Source organism: Streptomyces sp. VNUA24, from assembly GCF_029167005.1.
Classification (GTDB): domain Bacteria; phylum Actinomycetota; class Actinomycetes; order Streptomycetales; family Streptomycetaceae; genus Streptomyces; species Streptomyces scabiei.
Genome location: NZ_CP119143.1, coordinates 7,044,764 through 7,062,421, shown reverse-complemented (window position 1 = coordinate 7,062,421; position 17,658 = coordinate 7,044,764). Strand labels below are relative to the sequence as shown.

Here is a 17,658-nt window from a genome sequence, read left to right as displayed (position 1 = left end):
GACCGACACCCCGACCGACAGCCCGCTGAAAAACGAACCCGAGTCCGCCGGCCGGCGCGGGGCGGACACGAACGAACTGATCCGCTTCGAGAACGTGACCAAACGATTCGGCAGCAACACCGTCCTCGACCGGCTGGACTTCTCGGTCGACGCGGGCAAGCACGTCACGCTGATCGGCCCGTCCGGCTCCGGCAAGACGACGATCCTGCGGCTGCTGATGACCCTGGCCAAGCCGGACGAGGGGAGGATCACCGTCGGCGGGCAGCAGCTGTACCCGGCGAGCGAGAAGCAGTGCCGTGAGGTCCGCAAGAACATCGGGATGGTGTTCCAGCAGTTCAACCTCTTCCCCAACATGAAGGTGCTGCGCAACATCACCGAGGCGCCCGTCACCGTGCTCGGCCTCTCCAAGGACGAGGCGGAGGCGCGGGCCCGCGAACTGCTCGACCTGGTCGGGCTCGCCGACAAGTGCGACGCCTATCCGACCCAGCTCTCCGGCGGGCAGCAGCAGCGGGTGGCCATCGCGCGGGCCCTGGCGATGCGCCCGCAGGTGCTGCTCCTCGACGAGGTGACGTCCGCGCTCGACCCCGAACTGGTCGCGGGCGTGCTCGACCTGCTCAGGGACATCGCCCGCACCACCGACATCACGATGCTCTGCGTGACCCACGAGATGAACTTCGCCCGGGACATCTCGGATCAAGTTCTGATGTTCGATTCTGGCCAGGTGATCGAATCGGGCAGCCCCGAGAAGATCTTCGGCGATCCCTCACACGAACGTACGCGCGAATTCCTCGGCGCGGTCAACTGACTACACCGAGTGAAGGGGTGAACGCGTGGGAACATCCGAGGTCCGCCCGCCGGGCCATGCCTGGGGCATATGCCAGAGTGCTGGTCCGGCAGTTGGGAGGGCGGAGAGCCCCGGGAAAATCTCGTGAACAACCCCTCCGTGTACGGCTCTTGAGCCGTATCGTGGGAAACGGCAAGCTGTCCGAAAAACGGCCCGAGAAGCGCAGGGGGAAACCGTGGCGCTCAAGCACGAGCCGACCGCGCCGTACCACTCGGCCCAGGACGCCCTGCGCGTCCTGGAGACGGTGGCGCGGCACGCAGGTGGCGTCACCGACGCCGAGATCGCCCGTCGCACCGGCGTCGACAGCGAGCGGTTGACCGCGCTCCTGCGGATGCTGCGGCGCGAGGGGTACGTGGAGCAGACCACCGACGGCGCCTATGTCACCGGTGCCGCACTCGCCCGGCTGGGCTCGGCGGAGGGCCACGACCAGGCCCTGCGCCGGCAGCTCCAGCACACCCTCGACCGACTGCGCGACTCGGTCGGCGCCGCCGTCTACGTCACCCGCTACCTGGACGGTGAGATCCAGGTCACCGGCTGGGCCGACAGCACGGCCACGCCCGCGGTCCACGAGTGGGTCGACTTCCGCTCCTCCGCGCACGCCACCGCCTTCGGCAAGGGCCTGCTGGGCCAGCTCGACCTCAACGGCAGGCGCGACCACCTCTCGCGGCACCGCCCGGCCCGGCTCACCGCCCGCACGATCACCAACGAGAAGGTGCTGCTGAGCAAGCTCGACGCCCAGACGCCCACGGTCCCGGTGCTCGACCTCCAGGAGTACGCGCCGGGCACGGTCTGCGCGGCCGTCCCCCTCACCGCGGGCTCCGCCGTCGGCTGCCTCGCGCTGTCGCTCCCGCTGGAGCACGCGCACCGGCTGCGGGCGGCGGCGCACACACTGAACCGGGGAGCGGCGCCGGTGCTGCTGTCGCTGGCGATCTAGACACCCGCTGCGGGAGCGGCCGCTCCCACGGAGATCCAGCTCACGTTTAAGTGGTCGAGGGCACCCCCGCGGACCAGGTAGTATTTTCTCTGTCGCCAGCCGCGAAAGCGAGAAGGTGACAGAGTCTGCGCCGCTAGCTCAGTTGGTTAGAGCAGCTGACTCTTAATCAGCGGGTCCGGGGTTCGAGTCCCTGGCGGCGCACATCGAGAAGGCCCCTCGCTCCGGCGGGGGGCCTTCCGCGTGCCCGCGGGCCCTCAGCTCCTCAGGTACGCCAGCACCGCCAGCACCCGGCGGTGGGTGTCCTCCGCCGGCGGCAGGTCCAGCTTCCCCAGGATGTTGCCGATGTGCTTGCCGACGGCCGCCTCGGTGACGACCAGCTCCCGGGCGACGGCCCCGTTCGACCTTCCCTCGGCGACCAGCGCCAGCACCTCCCGCTCGCGCGGGGTGAGCGCCGCCAGCGGATCACGCCGACGCCGCAGCAACTGCCGTACGACCTCGGGGTCGACGACCGTGCCCCCGGCCGCCACCCGCTCCACCGCCTCCGCGAACTGTTCGACCTGGCCGATGCGGTCCTTGAGGAGATAACCGACGCCGCTGCCGTCACCGGTGTCCAGCAACTCGGCCGCGTAGGCCCGTTGGACGTACTGGCTGAGGACCAGGACGGGCAGGGCGGGGTCCGCGGCACGCAGGGCGAGGGCGGCGCGCAGCCCCTCGTCGGAGAGGCCGGGCGGCATCCGTACGTCCGTGACGACGAGGTCGGGGGCGTACGACGTCACCGCCGCCGTCAGCGACTCGGCGTCCCCGACCGCCGCGACGACCTCGTGCCCGAACCGGGTCAGCACGCCGACGAGCCCTTCCCGCAGCAGCACACTGTCCTCGGCGAGCACGATCTTCAGCGCTGCGGGCACGGGATCTCCAGGGACAGGACGGTCGGGCCGCCGGCCGGGCTGTGGACGGACAGTCTGCCATCGAGCACCGCGAGCCGGTCGGCGAGGCCGGTGAGCCCGGTGCCGTGCGCGGGGTCGGCACCGCCCGCCCCGTCGTCCCACACCTCCACCCGCAGCACCCCTCCCGCGTACCGTCCGCCGATCCGGGCCCGCTCCGCCCCGCTGTGCCTGCCGATGTTGGCGAGGGCCTCGCGGACCGCGAAGTAGGCCGCCGATTCCACGGGTTCGGCGAACCGGGGCAGGTCCACGTCGAGTTCCACGGGGACGACGGACCGGTCGGCCGCGTCCGCGAGGGCGTCCGGGAGGCCGTAGTCGGCGAGCACCTGCGGATGGATGCCGTGAATCAACTCGCGCAGCTCGCCCAGGACTTGGTCGGCCTCCTGATGGGCGGCGGCCAGCCGGGCGGCCAGTTCCGGCGGGGCGTCGAGGCGGGCCAGGCCCAGGGCCATGCTCAGGGAGACCAGGCGTTGCTGGGCCCCGTCGTGCAGATCGCGTTCGATCCGGCGCCGCTCCGCCTCGAAGGCCGCCACCAGCCGGGCCCGTGACCGGGTCACCTCGCCCAGGCGCCGCTCCGTCTCCGCTTCGCTCGGCGCGAGCAGCAGCCGGGCGAGCGCGGCCCGCAGCCGCGCGTACCGGACGAGGGGCCACAGCAGCGCGAGGAGGAGGACGGCACCGGCGGCCGTGCACAGCAGGGCCTGGCCGTAGGAGTCGATCAGCCAGAGCTTGACGATCCGCGCGTCCCCGTCGGCACCGCCGTTCGCCGCCAGGTGCAGGGGCGCCCCGATCAGCGCGCCGGGCACACCGAGCGCGGCGAGCAGCACGGCCGCGTCGAACGGCCACAGCACGAGACCGAGCAGGAGCGTGTACGCCAGCTCCCGCCAGGTCGCCCGCTCGGTCAGCCGCAGCCGGGTCCAGGCGGCGAGACCGGGCTCGGCGGGGGTGGCGTGCGGGCCGGGCGGCGGCGGGGTGCGGGTGAGGGCCAGCCGCCGCCGTTCCAGGGCGCCGACCGGGATGCCCGACAGAACGGCGACGGCGAGCAGCGGCAGCCCCACCAGGACCGGGGTCAGGGCGAGGCCGAGGACTCCCAGGACCAGCAGCACCACCAGCAGCGGGGCGCCGACGAGGACACCGCTGAGCAGGTAGGCCACCGCACGCGGCAGCTCCCGCAGGACCGTTCGGATCATGGGGTCACGGTAGGCGGGGGCGGCGGGCGGCGGCCATGGGCCCAGGGGGTGTCCACGGGTAGGGCCGGCCCTACCTCGTCAGCAACTCCTCCCGCCCGCGCGCCCGGTACTCCGCCACCAGCCGCGCCAGGTCCACCGCCGAGAACTTGCGGTAGGCCCACTTCCCGGGCGGCCGCCACCAGACCGGGTCGGCGCACCGGAAGCCCTCGCGGCGGAGGGCCGCACGCTGGATCTTGTTGGTGGCGGTGACGGGCATGGACGGGACGACCCGGACGAACCGGGGGGTCATCTTGGTGCCCAGGTCGGGTTGCGCCACGAGGAACTCGGCGAAACCGTCCGGGTCGAAGGCGCCGGCGACGGTCGCCATGACCTGGTCCCCGGCGACGGGGTCGGGCACGGCGTACACGGCGACGGCCTCGGCGCCCTCGTAGCGGGCGAGGATGTTCTCGATGACGGCGGCGGCGAGGTTCTCGCTGTCGACGCGGAGGCGGTCGTCGGTGCGGCCGGCGAAGTAGAGGAAGCCCTCCGGGTCGCGGTAGAAGAGGTCGCCGGTCCAGTACCAGCCGTCGTGGCAGCGGGCGGCGTCCGCCTCCGGGTTGCGCCAGTAGCCCTCGAAGGGGTTGGGGCCCCGGTTGACCAACTCCCCTATCGCCTCGGTGCCGTTGAGCAGGCGGCCGTCGTCGGCGAGCAGGGCGGGCGGGCACTCCTTCCGGGTCTCGGGGTCGACCACCGCGAGGTCGTCGCCGGGTGCCGCCCGGCCGATGGCTCCCGGCGGCGTCCCGGGCGTCCGCTGGATCGCCGCCCCGCCCTCGGAAGACCCGTACCCCTCCACGAGCCGTACCCCGAACCGCTCCTCGAACGCCGCCGCGTCCACCGCCCCGGCCTCGGTGCCGAAGCCCATGCGCAGCGGATTGTCACGGTCGTCGGGACGGGGGTCGGTCGCGAGGACGTAACTCACGGCCCGGCCGACGTAGGTGAAGTACGTGGCCCCGTACGCCCGTACGTCGTCCAGGAACCCGGAGGCCGAGAACCGGCGCCGCAGCGCGACGCCCGCGCCGGCGACCAGGGCGGGGGCCCAGTCGGCGATGACCGCGTTGCCGTGGAACAGCGGCATGCAGACGTAATGCACGTCGTCCCGCCGTACCCCGAAGCGGTCCACCAAGGCCCGTCCGGCCGCCGCCAGCCGCCCCTGGGAGCAGAGGGCCGCCTTGGGGGCGCCGGTGGAGCCGGAGGTGAAGTAGAGGAGGAGACGGTCGGCGGGGCCGGCGCGGGTGGGGTCGGGCCGGGCGCCGGCGTAGGGGGCGAGCAGGTCGGTGTACGGCGGGGTGTCCGTCACCAGGATGCGTACGCCGGTGAGGTCGAGGCCGTCCAGCAGGGGCAGGTGGGCCTGTTCCGTGATGAGCAGGCGGCATTCGGTGTGCAGGATGTCGCGGGCCAGTTCGGGGCCCCGGCGGGTGGGGTTGACCCCGGCGACGGCGGCGCCCGCGAGGGCCGCCGCGCTCAGCCAGAGCGGGAATTCGGGGGTGTTGTCGAGGAGGACGCCGAGGTGCGGCTCGGCGGTGGGTGGCAGGAGGTCGGCGAGCAGTGCCGCGCGGGCGGCGGCCCCGGCGGCGACCTCGTGGTGGGTCAGGACCTGTTCCTCGAACCACAGCCCGGGCCGGTGGTCGTCCCACCGGTCGGCGACGAGCTGTGCGACCGTGCGCCTGATGGACTCCATGTCGGCGCACGGTAGTTGACGTACCGTCAGTTGAGGAGGGTCACGGCGTCGGGAACGAGGGGTCCGTGGAGAACCGGTGGTAGGTGACCATGAAGAACACGCAGAACGCGAAGGCCACCCCGAGGAACGCCAGGATGCCGAGCCCGGCCGCGGCCTGCTTGACCCGCTCGCCGGGCGCGTGGGCGGTGGCGGCCACCTCCGGGCCGTCGGTGTAGTACACGGTCACGAAGTCGCCCTCGACCGTGGTCATCGGCCCGCCCTCCTCCTCGAAGCGGACGGCGCGGCCGTCCCGGGCCGTGAACTCGTACACGTGGTGGACCGTCGTGTGCAGGCTGCTGTGCTCGCCCGTGCTCCGGCTGACCGTGGTGAAGGTCTTCAGGCAGCGCGCCTCGGCCGTCAGCCCGCTGTTCCAGGCCCTTCTGACGCGCAGCCAGCGGCTCAGGACGCGGAACGCCATGAAGCCGATGAAGGTCATCATGACCACGGGAATGAGGTAGAAGAAGGCGTCCATGGCGGTTCCCCCCGGAGTGCGGTGGCCGCCCTGGTCGGCGGCGTGAGGGGAACGTACCCGGGTGGTGGCCCCGCGCAGCTCAAGCGATGCTCAGAACTCGCGGGGCCGGGGTGCCCGGACTCAGAAGGTGACGTCCGAGCAGGCGTAGAACGCGTTGGTGGTGTCCGCGATCGTCCACACCGCGAGGATGACGTGGTGGCCGCTCAGCCCGGACGGCAGACGGCCGGTGTGGGAGAGCGTGGACGGGGGGCGCTGACCGTTGTAGGGGACGGTGAAGAACGGGGTCAGGTTGAGGTCGGAGCGGGCCAGGGCGTGGTTCTGGTTCCAGCCCGCCCTGGTGACGTAGTACTTGAAGTCGGTGGTGGCGTGCATGGCGGTGAACTGCCAGCGGAAGGTGTAGTTCTGACCGCCGGTCACCCTGGTGGTGGGCCAGGCGCCACCGCCCGGCTTGGTGGACACGTTGAGCTGGTTGAACCGGCTGTTGCCGCCGGAGCAGAGTTGGCCGTCAGCCGGCCCTGAGCCCGGGAAGCCCTTCGGGCCCTCCACGCTCTGCGGCTCCCACTGGATGTCGCCGCAGTTGGTGACGGTGCCGTTCTGACAGAGCTTCTGCCGGCTGACGGGGAGGTCGGTGTAGCCGTGGCCGGAGGCGCCACCACTGGAGAGCACGAGCGCTCCGGTGGTGGCCAGGCCGACCGCGGCCGCGTACCACTTGGTCCTGTTCCGCGCGTGATGGCGCATGCTGCCGCTCCCTGGAGTACGTGGGGAAGTTTCCAGGTCTAGACCAAGTCCCAGATTATGGGCGAGCGTTGAACATGTCCATACCAATTCCATGGTTCAGGACGACACTTCGCGCCGCCCCGTGTAGAACGCCACCGTCAGGTCCTTCACCAGCGCCTTGCGTTCGTAGTCGTCGAGTTCGACCAGGCCGCGCAGGGTCAGCCGGGTCACGGTGTCCTCGACCGAGTCGACGACGGAGGTGAGGACGGTGTCGCGGTGCTGGGCGTCGAGCGCGGCGATCCGGCGGCGCTGCATCACGGCGGCCACCTCCGGCGCGTACTCGATCCGGATCGGCTGGACCGAGAAGACCTCCACCCCGACCGGCGCCGTGTCCGCCGCCACCAGCCGCGTCAGCGCCTCCCCCACCGCCTCCGTGTTCCGCAGCGTCTCGTCCCTGACCAGCGCGCCCGGCGGCACGTCCGCGGGCAGCCGCGCCAGCACCCGGGAGACCGCCGCCTCCACGCACTCCCGCAGATACCGCTCGTGGTCCTCGATCCCGAGCACCGCCCGCGCGGTGTCCCTGACCCGCCACGCCACCAGGACGACGACACGCATGGCGACCCCGCCTGCGTCGACGGCCGCGATCGGCTCGCTGCGCCAGTGCCGCAGCCGTACGTCGACCCGGCGGCGCAGCACCAGCGGGTTCACCCAGAGCAGGCCGGTGCGGCGGACGGTCCCCCGGTAGCGCCCGAAGAGCCCGAGCACCCAGGCCCCTCCGGTCCGCCCCCGCGCCAGCCCGCCGAAACCGAACATCGTCAGGGCCCCGGCCCCGGTGTACGCGGCCCACTGCGCCGGTCCGAGTCCGGCGCCCGCGTACGCGGCCGGCAGTCCGAGCGCCCTCGCCGCGAGCCCCGGCAGCACCCCGGCCCACCAGGAGGTGAGGACGCATCCGGCCACCCCACAGGCCCCGCCCAGCACGCCCAGCGCGCCCGGGACCACCCGCGCCGGCCGCTCGGCCAGCTCGGGGTCGATCTCGACGGCGGGGCGCGGCCCGGCGGACGCGATCCCCTGCCGTACCCGCGGCTGCTCGCCGGTACCGCGCCGCCGGCCCACGACGGCGGGTGCGAGGGGGACGGCCACCGGTACGGGGTCGTCGCGGAACAGCAGGTGGACGGGGATCTCGGTGGTGGTCTCGTTCTGGATGAGCCGGGCGGGCCGCACGGGCCCTTCGGGCTCCGGTGTGGGTGGGGTGGTCGTACTCATACGTGCCTCCATGCCTCCGCGCAGGAAGAACCGTGGTGAGAGCTTTCGGGGAGCGGGGAAGGTGAATCCGCGTTCTGAGGGGACGGGGACGGGTCAGGCCGTCAGGAGAACAGCCGGCGCCAGGTCTCGGGGCCCGGGTAGCCGTCCGCCGCGCCGCCGCGCCACCCCTGGGCCCGCTGGAACGCCTCCACGTTCCGCCGGTCCGACTCGCCCCAGCGCGGCCCCGGACCCGAGGTGTAGTACTTGCCGAACCCCTTCTCGACCAGCCGCTTCCCCAGCCGGAGGACGTACGCGTTGTCCGCGCCCGGCCGGAACAGGCCGCGCCCCGGATAGCCGGGGACGCCGTGCGAGGCGGGCGGCGGGGGCCCGCCAGCAGCCACCGGGTCCCCGGAACCGCCGGGCGGGGTGGGCGGGCCGGGCGGAGTGGGCGGGGTGGGCTTCATCGACGGCGCTCCCGGTGGGCGGGAGGCGCCGGGGGTGCGGGACGGGACGGAGGCGCCGGACCCTCCCGGCATGCCCGGCGGCCGGTGCACCACCGGCGGCTCGGGCGCCGCCGGCTTCCCGCGCGGGCCCTGGTTCCCGGCCTGCGGAATGTCCCGGCCCCGCCCGGTGACCAGATACGCCCAGGTCAGCGGGCCCGGAATGCCGTCGGCGAAGTGGCCCGACCAGCCCTGCGCCCGCTGGAAGGCCCGGGTCGCCCTGCGGTCCGCGTCCGACCACACCGGCCCCGGTCCGCCGGTGTAGAAGCGGGCCCCGCCGCGTCGCACCAGCATCTGCCCCAGCCGGGCGACGTACTTGTTGTGCGCGCCGGGACCGAAGGCCCCGGCGCCCGGGTAGCGCTCCCGACCGGACGGCCCGGCGGCCCCGTGCGTGCCCGGCTCCTCCGGCGTCCTCGGCGGGACGGCGGGCGCGCCGGGGCCGCCGGAGGAGCCGGACTCGGCGTCCGGCTGGTCGGCGTCGTCGGCGTCGTCGGCGATCAGGCCCTTGTAGCGGTACGGCACGTAGTGGGCGGCGTTGTCCCAGTACCCGTACGGGGTGGCCTGCCTGCGGGCGTACGGGTGGGTCGACTCGTAGGCGATGTAGTGGGTCTCCGCGTCGTCGGTCCAGCCCCCGAAAATGACGACGTGCGAGCCTTTTCGAGGGTCCTTCGGATTATGGAAGAGCAGCATGTCGCCCGGTTCGAGCCGGTCCTTCGAAATGCGCTGTGCGAACTTGCCGAGGCTGCCGGTCCATTCGTTCCCGGGGAGGTTCCAGGCCATCGAGACGAATCCCGAGCAGTCCTGCCGATAACCGTCGGACCAGTACGCGCGCATGCTGTACGGAACCTCGGCCTCGACCCAGGTCCTGGCTCGCCTGATGATGTCGGCGCGGGTGGTGGGCGGCAGCGTCACCTCCTTCAGCGGCTTCCCCCCGTCCGCCGGACGCCCTCGCTGGCCGTGCAGCGCACCCTTCGCCCCCTGCGGGGTATCAGTCCCCTCACCTGCGGGAACGACACCGGGGCGAACCGGTCCGTGGGCCGCCGCGACCGCCGGTACGACATGCCCCGCGCCGAGTGCGGCACCGGCGGCGGTGGCGACCACCAGGGCGTTCCTGACGGCTGTGGCCGCCGGGTGTCTCGCATGGGCGTACTGGGCCGAGTACGGCATGACCCGCCGCCAGTGGACACAGCCGGGGCATTCGCAATCGGCCCCCGGATCGACCTCCTCGAATACCGGAGTCTCCATACGATTCCCCTCGCGAACCGACCGAAGAATTCCACGCTTCTGCACGCCCGTCAGTTTCTCAACTGTCCGCCGGTGTCGCATGCTGACGGTCCAAATGATGTACTCCGCCGCTCCCGGGCCGGGGCCGGGCCGAGGCCGGGCCGCTCCCGGGCCGGGGGCCGGGGGCGCGCCCCCCTCGGACCGGCCGGCGGTCGGGGGCGGGTGGCAGGCATCGAGTGATGGCCGGATGCCTGCCACCCGCCCCCTGCGGGGAAAGTTGAAGAGAAAAAGAAAAAACGTTTCGGCGATCTCATAGTTACCGGACGGTCCGGTAATTACTCGAAAGTGACTGTCGGGTAGCGTTTCGTTCATTGAGTCCGCCGACGGCCGATCTTGACGTTTCGAGCTTTTCGGTTGCATGATCAGCGCTGAACCAGAGCCGTGACCAAAGACCCCCCACCCTCTTTGGGAGCCGTAGAGCCGCCCCCCGCCCATTCATGTAAGAGCCACCCTTTTCGCGACCCTTTCGCGACCCCTTCCGCGCCCTTTCGCGGCCTCCTCCGCGATCCTTTCGCGGAGTCTTTCGCGATCCCTTCGCGACCTTTCAGGTAACCCTTTTCGCGCGCCCCGCAGCCTTTTGCTGATGCGCCCAAAGGGCGCTTCGGCATGCCCGAAAACCGCTTTCTGACGTGATTTCAGAAGTCGCTCGAAAAAGGTTCTTGAAGTCTTGACTTCCCATCAGAGGGCGCTCCATATTGATGGCCGACCACCCCCCGCCCTCGAATTCGGTCCTCGCTCGGAGGACCGATTCGCGGACCCCAAGGAGACATCAATGGCGATCGCACTCCCCTTCGGCCGCAGGACGGCCTTGGCCGCTCTGGTGATCACGGCGGCCGCGGCCACCACGCTCACCCTGCCGGCCACGGCCGAGGCCCAGTCGGGTTCCCGTATCTGCGGGAACTACTGGGAGGCCCGGGCCAACGGCAAGACGGTCGGGATCATGGCCAAGGTGCTGGAGGTGCCCAAGGTCGACTTCGGCATCTGCCTGCGCGTCATCGACAAGACCAACAGCATCAACGGCCGCGAACTGCCCGGCTACGGCAAGGTGACCTGGAACCCGCGTCAGCCCATCCGGTCCTGGACCTGCGAGGACGCCGGCGACCTGTTCAACGACAAGTACGGCCAGGACCCCTGCCTCACCATGAACCGGGTGGACCTCATCGGCCAGGTGGCCAACCGCACGCCCGCCGAGTGGTCGCAGGTGTACTGAGCATGAGGACGAACACCTGGTGGGCTCGCGTCCTGATGTGCGGCACCCTCGCCCTCGCGACCCTGGCCACGACCGAGGGCACGGCGAGTGCCGCCACCCAGTGCTTCAGCCAGAGCTATTCCGACGGAGCGAACGTCGTCCCCGGCACCGGCGGCGGCAACGTGACCCGGTCGATCACCCGGCAGCGGGCCGGCAACACCTGGGACGACTGGGTCTGGCGCGGGACCGAGTTCCAGTGCCCCCGCGGGCGGACCTGTGAATACGCGTGGGACAAGTCGAAGACGACGACCACCGGCTGGGCCATCGGCGGCGGGACCGATCTCGGTAATGCCAGCTCGCCCTCCAAGAAGTGGTACAACACCGTGCTCGGCCTGGTCGGCGGATATCAGAAGACCACGCAGATCACGACCTCATTCACCTGGACCGTGCATCTCAACGGCGGTGACGTGGCACAGCCCATTCAGGTCGCGGTCCGCCGCTGGACACAGGGCGATTTCGCCGGCGGCTGGGTCAGGACCAACCGGGGCTGCCAGGGCGGAACCACCTACGAGTGGAACGGAAACCTGCGGTTCGGCAACTGGACCCGCGACGTCTTCGAGAAGGAAAAGGTCGGCTACGCCGTCAACGGCCGCATGTGATCCCGATATCACCCGGCCATTTCGGTGGGTCACTTCTGTTCACCGGCCCACTCCGAACAGCCCGGACAGCCTGAATCCCCCCACCATCGCTTCCGGGTATTTCCTTCTCCGAGAAAGGACACCATCATGCGCAAGAGAGTCTGGTGGAATCGCGCTCTGCTGTGCGGAGCGCTCGCCCTCACCACTCTGGCCACGACCGAGGGCACGGCGAGTGCCGCCACCCAGTGCTTCAGCCAGAGCTATTCCGACGGGGCGAATGTCGTCCCCGGCACCGGCGGCGGCAACGTGACCCGGTCGATCACCCGGCAGCGGGCCTCCAACACCTGGGACGACTGGGTCTGGCGCGGGACCGAGTTCCAGTGCCCCCGTGGCCGGACCTGCGACTACGCGTGGACGAAGTCGAAGACCACGAGCACCGGCTGGGCCATCGGCGGCGGCGTGGAACTCGGTAACGCCACGTCGCCCTCCAAGAAGTGGTACAACACCGTGCTCTCCCTGGTCGGCGGATACCAGAAGACCACCGAGATCAGCACGAACTTCACCTGGACCGTGCACCTCAACGGCGGTGACGTGGCACAGCCCGTCCAGGTCGCGGTCCGCCGCTGGACGCAGGGCGATTTCGCCGGCGGCTGGGTCAGGACCAACCGGGGCTGTCAGGGCGGAACCACCTACGAGTGGAACGGAAACCTGCGGTTCGGCAGCTGGACCCGCAACGTGTTCGAGAAGGAAAAGGTCGGCTACGCCGTCAACGGCCGCATGTGACACGCCAGTTCACCTTCCCCTTCCTTTCCTTCTTTTCCGGCTCTTCCCAGTCAAGGAGACACCCATGTCGATCAAGCTCATGAAGCGGCGTAAGGCGATGCTGACGGCCGCCGGAATGGCGGCCGGGGCACTGTTCGCCCTCGCGGTCCCCGGCACGGCCGAGGCCCAGTCCGGCTCCCGTATCTGCGGGAACTACTGGACGGGCTACTACGCCAACGGCCAGAAGGAAGTCACCTGGTCCCGGGTGATCGAGGTGCCCAAGAGCGACGGCGTCGCCTGCGATGTCGCCATCAACCGGACGGACCGCGTCGGCAATCCCCCGCAGGAGACCGTGAACCTCGGCGTGAAGTGGGGCTCCCGGCAGCGGCTGCAGAACGTGACCTGCGAGTGGTACTCCCAGGACGTGCTGAACTCCAAGCACGGGGACGACGTCTGCAACAGCATGCTGCGCGCGGACAACGTGTTCGAGGTCAAGAACCGCACCATCAGCCAGTTCTACGTCAAGAGCTGAGCACGCAGACCGGTCGCCCGACTCCCCCGCCGGAGCCGGGCGACCGGCGGTTGTCCACGTCGGGAGCCGGCGACCGGGCGTTCCCGAGCCGGGAGCCGGGCGACAGATCGTTCCCCGTGCGGTCCCGCGATCCGTCCCGGACCACGCGGTCAGAAGCACCCCGGCACCTCCGCTAGACTTTTCCTCGCGCGCCGCTAGCTCAGTTGGTTAGAGCAGCTGACTCTTAATCAGCGGGTCCGGGGTTCGAGTCCCTGGCGGCGCACCACCCGAAGAGGGCCCTCGCGAGCATGTGGCGCGAGGGCCCTCTTCGCATGCCCTCTTCGCATGCCCTCTTCACACGTCCCCTTCTCCGCCGGCCCGTCGTCCTGCACGCGCCCCCCGGCGCCTCCCCGCGCGCGCCCCCGGCGCCTCACCCCTTTTCGCACACCCGTGCCATGGGCGAATTAGCGCCGAAATACGGACCCCAAACTTTCACCGAGGTACAGGACATATGCGCTCAGGAACAAAAGATGCCGAGCGGGCATCAATGCAACCGGATGACCGCCACCCCGTGTCTCCATGGTGTAGATCACATGGTGACGATGACGCATTGATGTGTCCGTAACGGTCGAGGGGGACCGATTCGGACGAAAGACCGACGAACACACACTCGATGAGTGTGCGGGGGGAATGACCCATGACGTCGACGCCGACGGGCGCCCGGCACAATCACGATCCATCCGAAACAGCCCGGCTCAAGGTACCGTCACCTCGGACCGGAGCATTCCGCAAGCTGCGGAAGACCCTTCCGCGCTACGACTACGAGCACTACAGCCGCCTCGCGGGACCACTCACCCAGCCCGATCCGACCAAGCCCTACACGGTGCAGTACCGCTCGCTGATCTCCCAGGAGCCGCACCGTCTGCGGGTGGCCCTGATGCTGGCCGCCGCACCGCTGCTCTCCCTGGTCCTGCTCGGCTGGCTGCTGCAGCAGGAGCACTGGACCAAGCGCGACTTCGTCGAGTACGACTTCCTGCCCGCCCTCGACATGGTCATGCTGGTCTCGATCGGTCTGATCGAGTTCTTCCGCTGCATGAACGTCCTGTCGAACGCGCACGCCACCCTGGTCGCCCGCGACCCCATCCCGGTGGTGCCCGAGACCGGCACCAGAGTCGCCTTCCTCACCTCCTTCGTGCCCGGCAAGGAACCGCTGGAGATGGTGACGAAGACCCTGGAGGCCGCGGTGCGACTGCGCCACCGCGGGCTGCTGCACGTGTGGCTGCTCGACGAGGGCGACGACCCGGCCGTGAAGGCGGTCTGCGCGCGGCTGGGCGTGCACCACTTCTCCCGCAAGGGCATCGCGAAGTGGAACCAGCCCAAGGGCCCGCACCGCGCCAAGACCAAGCACGGCAACTACAACGCCTGGCTGGACGCCCACGGCGACGACTACGACTTCTTCGCCTCGGTCGACACCGACCACATCCCGCTGCCCAACTACCTGGAGCGGATGCTCGGCTTCTTCCGCGACCCGAACATCGGCTTCGTCATCGGCCCCCAGGTGTACGGCAACTACGACAACTTCGTCACCAAGGCCGCCGAGTCCCAGCAGTTCCTGTTCCACGCGCTGATCCAGCGCGCCGGCAACCGGTACGGCGCCCCCATGTTCGTCGGCACCTCCAACGCCGTACGGATCAGGGCGCTCAAGCAGATCGGCGGGCTGTACGACTCCATCACCGAGGACATGGCGACCGGTTTCGAGATCCACCGTCACAAGAACCCGGCGACGGGGAAGAGATGGCGCTCGGTGTACACACCGGACGTGCTCGCGGTGGGTGAGGGGCCCAGCGCCTGGACCGACTTCTTCACCCAGCAGATGCGCTGGTCACGGGGCACCTACGAGACGATCCTCAAGCAGTACTGGAAGGGCTGGTACTCGCTGCCGCCGAGCAAGCTCTTCAACTACACGATGATGATCATCTTCTACCCGATGTCCGCCCTCAACTGGATCCTGGCGGCGCTGAGTTGTGCCCTGTTCCTGGGTCTGGGCGCCTCGGGTGTGAACATCGACCCGACCGTGTGGCTGATGCTCTACGGCAACGCCTCGGCGCTCCAGATAGGTCTGTACGTCTGGAACCGCCGGCACAACGTCTCCCCGCACGAGCCGGAGGGCTCCGGCGGTGTGGCCGGCATGGTGATGTCCGCGCTGTCCGCGCCGCTCTACGCGAAGGCGCTGATCGACTCGGCCCTGCGCCGCAAGAGCAAGTTCGTGGTCACGCCCAAGGGCGACTCGGCCAGCCCCGACCGGTGGTTCGGCACCTTCCGGTACCACTGGTACTTCATCGTCATCTTCGGGGCCTCGATCGCCGCCGGCCTCGTCCTCGGCCACGCGCATCCCGCGATGATCATCTGGGCCACCTTCGCCATGATGATCACGGCTCTCCCGATCGTCGTGTGGCGGCACATGGTGCGGCAGGACCGGAAGAGGGCCGCCGCGGCCGACGGACTCCAGGGGTCGATGACGGCACCCCCCGAGGCGGCGCCCGCGCCCTTCGCGCCACAGTCCGCACCACACGCCCCGCCCGCACCCCACGCTCCCCGGCACAAGCCGAGCTGGGCCGCGTCCGGGCCGGGCAACGGAGGTAGTGAGCAGACCATGCAGATCGCCCTGGGCGGACTGGGGGGACGTAAGGAATGAAGGACCGTGCAGGCCGCCGCCGCGCCCGTCGCCTCGCGATCGGCGGGGCGGTGGTCCTCGCGCTCGCCGGGACGAACGGGCCCTGGGTGTACCGCTTCAGTACGGAGAAGTACCACGAGTACAAGATCAACCGGCCGGAGTACAAGGCCGCCAACGGGCACTGGCAGATCGTGGAGTTCCCGCGGGAGTACCGGCAGAACACGATCCACGCCGCGCTGCTGCACACCGGCAAGATCCTGTTGATCGCGGGCTCCGGCAACGACGCCGACAACTTCGACAGGAAGAAGTTCGACACCCGCGTCTGGGACCCGGTCAAGCAGACGATCAAGCGGGTGCCGACCCCCGCCGACCTGTTCTGCACGGGGCACACCCAGCTGGGCAACGGCAACCTGCTGATCGCGGGCGGCACCAAGCGCTACGAGAAGCTGAAGGGCGATGTCACCAAGGCCGGCGGCCTGATGATCATCCACAACGAGAACCCCGACAAACGGATGCGGATCAGGGCGGGCACCCGGTTCGTCGGCAAGGAGAACGGCAGGACCTTCGTCCTCAAGGACACCGTCGACATCAAGAAGGCCGTCAAGACCTTCGACCCGGACACGGGGAAGTTCACCGGCAACGAGCCGGGCATCGCGCGCGCCTACGTCGAGGCCGAGCGGCGCGGCAGGAAGTACGAGACGGGCACGGAGGACAACTACCGGGTCGTGGGCCTGAAGGGCGAGGACGCGCGGAACACGTACGGCATCGCGCAGAAGCTCGCCCTCGACAAGAAGGACTTCCAGGGGATCAGGGACGCCTACGAGTTCGACCCGGTCGCCGAGAAGTACATCAAGGTCGACCCGATGAACGAGGCCCGCTGGTACCCGACGCTCACGACCCTGTCGGACGGCACCGTCCTGTCGCTGTCCGGCCTCGACGAGATCGGTCAGCTGGTCCCGGGCAAGAACGAGATCTACAACCCCGCGACGAAGAAGTGGACGTACACCAAGGACGTCCAGCAGTTCCCGACGTACCCGGCGATCTCCCTGATGCAGAACGGCAAGCTGTTCTACTCGGGCGCGAACGCGGGGTACGGGCCGGACGACATCGGGCGCGACCCCGGTGTCTGGGACCTGCGGACCAACCGGTTCACCAAGCTGCCCGGCATGAGCGACGGCAAGCTGCTGGAGACCGCCGGGACCGTGCTGCTGCCTCCGGCGCAGGACGAGACGTACATGGTCATCGGAGGTGGCGGGGTCGGTGAGTCGCAGCGGTCCAGCCGGAGGACCCGGCTGATCGATCTGCTGGCAAACAGGCCGAGGTTCGTGGACGGGCCCCGACTGGCGAAGGGCACGCGGTATCCGCAGGCGTCGATCCTGCCCGACGACACGGTCCTCATCTCCGGGGGCTCGGAGGACTATCGCGGGCGCGGCGACTCCAACATCCTGGAGGCACGGCTGTACGACGCGAGGACGGGCGGGATGCGCCGGGTGGCGGACCCGCTGGTCGGCCGGAACTACCACTCCGGGTCGATCCTGCTGCCGGACGGCCGGGTCGTGTTCTTCGGGTCGGACTCCCTCTACGCCGACAAGGCCAACACCAAACCGGGGGAGTTCGAGCAGCGCATCGAGATCTACACGCCGCCGTATCTGTACCGGGACGCCCGGCCGACGCTGACGGGCGGGCCGAAGACGGTCGCGCGCGGCGGGACGGCGACGTTCGGCGCGCGGGACGCCTCGGCTGTCCGCTCGGCGCGGCTGATCCGGCCCAGCGCGTCGACGCATGTGACGGACGTGGACCAGAAGTCGATCGAGGTGGACTTCGTGGCGAAGGGCGACCGGATCACCGTGACCGTGCCGAAGAACCGGAATCTGGTGCAGTCGGGGTGGTACATGCTGTTCGTGACGGACGAGGCGGGGACGCCGAGTGAGGCTCGGTGGGTGAAGGTGCCGTAGCGCTGCGCTCGCCCGCGCCGTTGTGACCTCGGGCCCGGTGCGCCGTTCT

At 70.1% G+C, this 17,658-nt stretch carries 15 protein-coding genes and 2 tRNA genes; 10 read left to right on the top strand and 7 right to left on the bottom strand.

The features are described 5' to 3' along the window. The first annotated feature begins 25 nt into the window (after window positions 1-25). From ehuA to PYR72_RS30230, 3 genes are all read left to right on the top strand, one after another. Window positions 26-805: an ectoine/hydroxyectoine ABC transporter ATP-binding protein EhuA gene (gene ehuA / locus PYR72_RS30240; protein WP_275460564.1), complete on the top strand. Its 780-nt coding sequence runs from the start codon at window positions 26-28 to the stop codon at window positions 803-805. Window positions 806-1,019: 214 nt separating this feature from the next. Next, window positions 1,020-1,778, top strand: coding sequence for an IclR family transcriptional regulator C-terminal domain-containing protein (locus tag PYR72_RS30235; RefSeq protein ID WP_275458208.1), 759 nt, complete (start codon window positions 1,020-1,022; stop codon window positions 1,776-1,778). A gap of 127 nt (window positions 1,779-1,905) precedes the next feature. Beyond that, window positions 1,906-1,979, top strand: a tRNA-Lys gene (locus PYR72_RS30230). A 53-nt stretch (window positions 1,980-2,032) separates the two neighbouring features. On the opposite strand, the gene PYR72_RS30225 is transcribed toward PYR72_RS30230, so the two are convergent. From PYR72_RS30225 to PYR72_RS30195, 7 genes are all read right to left on the bottom strand, one after another. Next, a complete protein-coding gene (locus tag PYR72_RS30225; RefSeq protein ID WP_275458207.1) occupies window positions 2,033-2,686 on the bottom strand; it encodes a response regulator transcription factor in 654 nt (217 codons plus the stop codon). Beyond that, the gene (locus PYR72_RS30220) at window positions 2,671-3,909 is read right to left on the bottom strand and encodes a sensor histidine kinase (protein ID WP_275458206.1); all 1,239 of its coding nucleotides are present in this window, start codon (window positions 3,907-3,909) and stop codon (window positions 2,671-2,673) included. The genes PYR72_RS30225 and PYR72_RS30220 overlap by 16 nt, the downstream gene beginning before the upstream one ends. Before the next feature lie 70 nt (window positions 3,910-3,979). After that, window positions 3,980-5,626: a long-chain-fatty-acid--CoA ligase gene (locus tag PYR72_RS30215; RefSeq protein ID WP_275458205.1), complete on the bottom strand. Its 1,647-nt coding sequence runs from the start codon at window positions 5,624-5,626 to the stop codon at window positions 3,980-3,982. 40 nt (window positions 5,627-5,666) lie between these two features. Next, the gene (locus tag PYR72_RS30210; RefSeq protein ID WP_275458204.1) at window positions 5,667-6,137 is read right to left on the bottom strand and encodes a DUF3592 domain-containing protein; all 471 of its coding nucleotides are present in this window, start codon (window positions 6,135-6,137) and stop codon (window positions 5,667-5,669) included. Between the two features lie 120 nt (window positions 6,138-6,257). Beyond that, on the bottom strand, window positions 6,258-6,875 hold the full coding sequence (locus PYR72_RS30205) for a lytic polysaccharide monooxygenase (protein ID WP_275458203.1): 618 nt from the start codon (window positions 6,873-6,875) through the stop codon (window positions 6,258-6,260). A 96-nt stretch (window positions 6,876-6,971) separates the two neighbouring features. Next, window positions 6,972-8,117, bottom strand: coding sequence for an SPFH domain-containing protein (locus tag PYR72_RS30200; protein ID WP_275458202.1), 1,146 nt, complete (start codon window positions 8,115-8,117; stop codon window positions 6,972-6,974). Window positions 8,118-8,218: 101 nt separating this feature from the next. Continuing rightward, window positions 8,219-9,841: a peptidoglycan-binding protein gene (locus PYR72_RS30195; protein ID WP_275458201.1), complete on the bottom strand. Its 1,623-nt coding sequence runs from the start codon at window positions 9,839-9,841 to the stop codon at window positions 8,219-8,221. 811 nt (window positions 9,842-10,652) lie between these two features. On the opposite strand from PYR72_RS30195, the gene PYR72_RS30190 reads away from it, so the two are divergent. The 7 genes from PYR72_RS30190 to PYR72_RS30160 all read left to right on the top strand — a co-directional run bounded on the left by PYR72_RS30190 (window position 10,653) and on the right by PYR72_RS30160 (window position 17,609). Continuing rightward, on the top strand, window positions 10,653-11,090 hold the full coding sequence (locus PYR72_RS30190) for a hypothetical protein (RefSeq protein ID WP_275458200.1): 438 nt from the start codon (window positions 10,653-10,655) through the stop codon (window positions 11,088-11,090). Between the two features lie 2 nt (window positions 11,091-11,092). Continuing rightward, the gene (locus PYR72_RS30185; RefSeq protein WP_013003328.1) at window positions 11,093-11,728 is read left to right on the top strand and encodes a hypothetical protein; all 636 of its coding nucleotides are present in this window, start codon (window positions 11,093-11,095) and stop codon (window positions 11,726-11,728) included. A gap of 126 nt (window positions 11,729-11,854) precedes the next feature. Next, window positions 11,855-12,490, top strand: coding sequence for a hypothetical protein (locus PYR72_RS30180; RefSeq protein WP_275458199.1), 636 nt, complete (start codon window positions 11,855-11,857; stop codon window positions 12,488-12,490). 64 nt (window positions 12,491-12,554) lie between these two features. After that, window positions 12,555-13,001 (top strand): hypothetical protein, encoded by a 447-nt coding sequence (locus PYR72_RS30175; protein ID WP_275458198.1) that lies wholly within the window; start codon window positions 12,555-12,557, stop codon window positions 12,999-13,001. Window positions 13,002-13,189: 188 nt separating this feature from the next. Next, a tRNA-Lys gene (locus PYR72_RS30170) sits at window positions 13,190-13,266 on the top strand. A gap of 411 nt (window positions 13,267-13,677) precedes the next feature. Then, entirely contained in the window at window positions 13,678-15,675 is a 1,998-nt protein-coding gene (locus PYR72_RS30165) for a glycosyltransferase family 2 protein (protein ID WP_275458197.1), read from the top strand. Beyond that, on the top strand, window positions 15,672-17,609 hold the full coding sequence (locus PYR72_RS30160) for a kelch motif-containing protein (RefSeq protein ID WP_275458196.1): 1,938 nt from the start codon (window positions 15,672-15,674) through the stop codon (window positions 17,607-17,609). The genes PYR72_RS30165 and PYR72_RS30160 overlap by 4 nt, the downstream gene beginning before the upstream one ends. The last annotated feature ends 49 nt before the right edge of the window (window positions 17,610-17,658 follow it).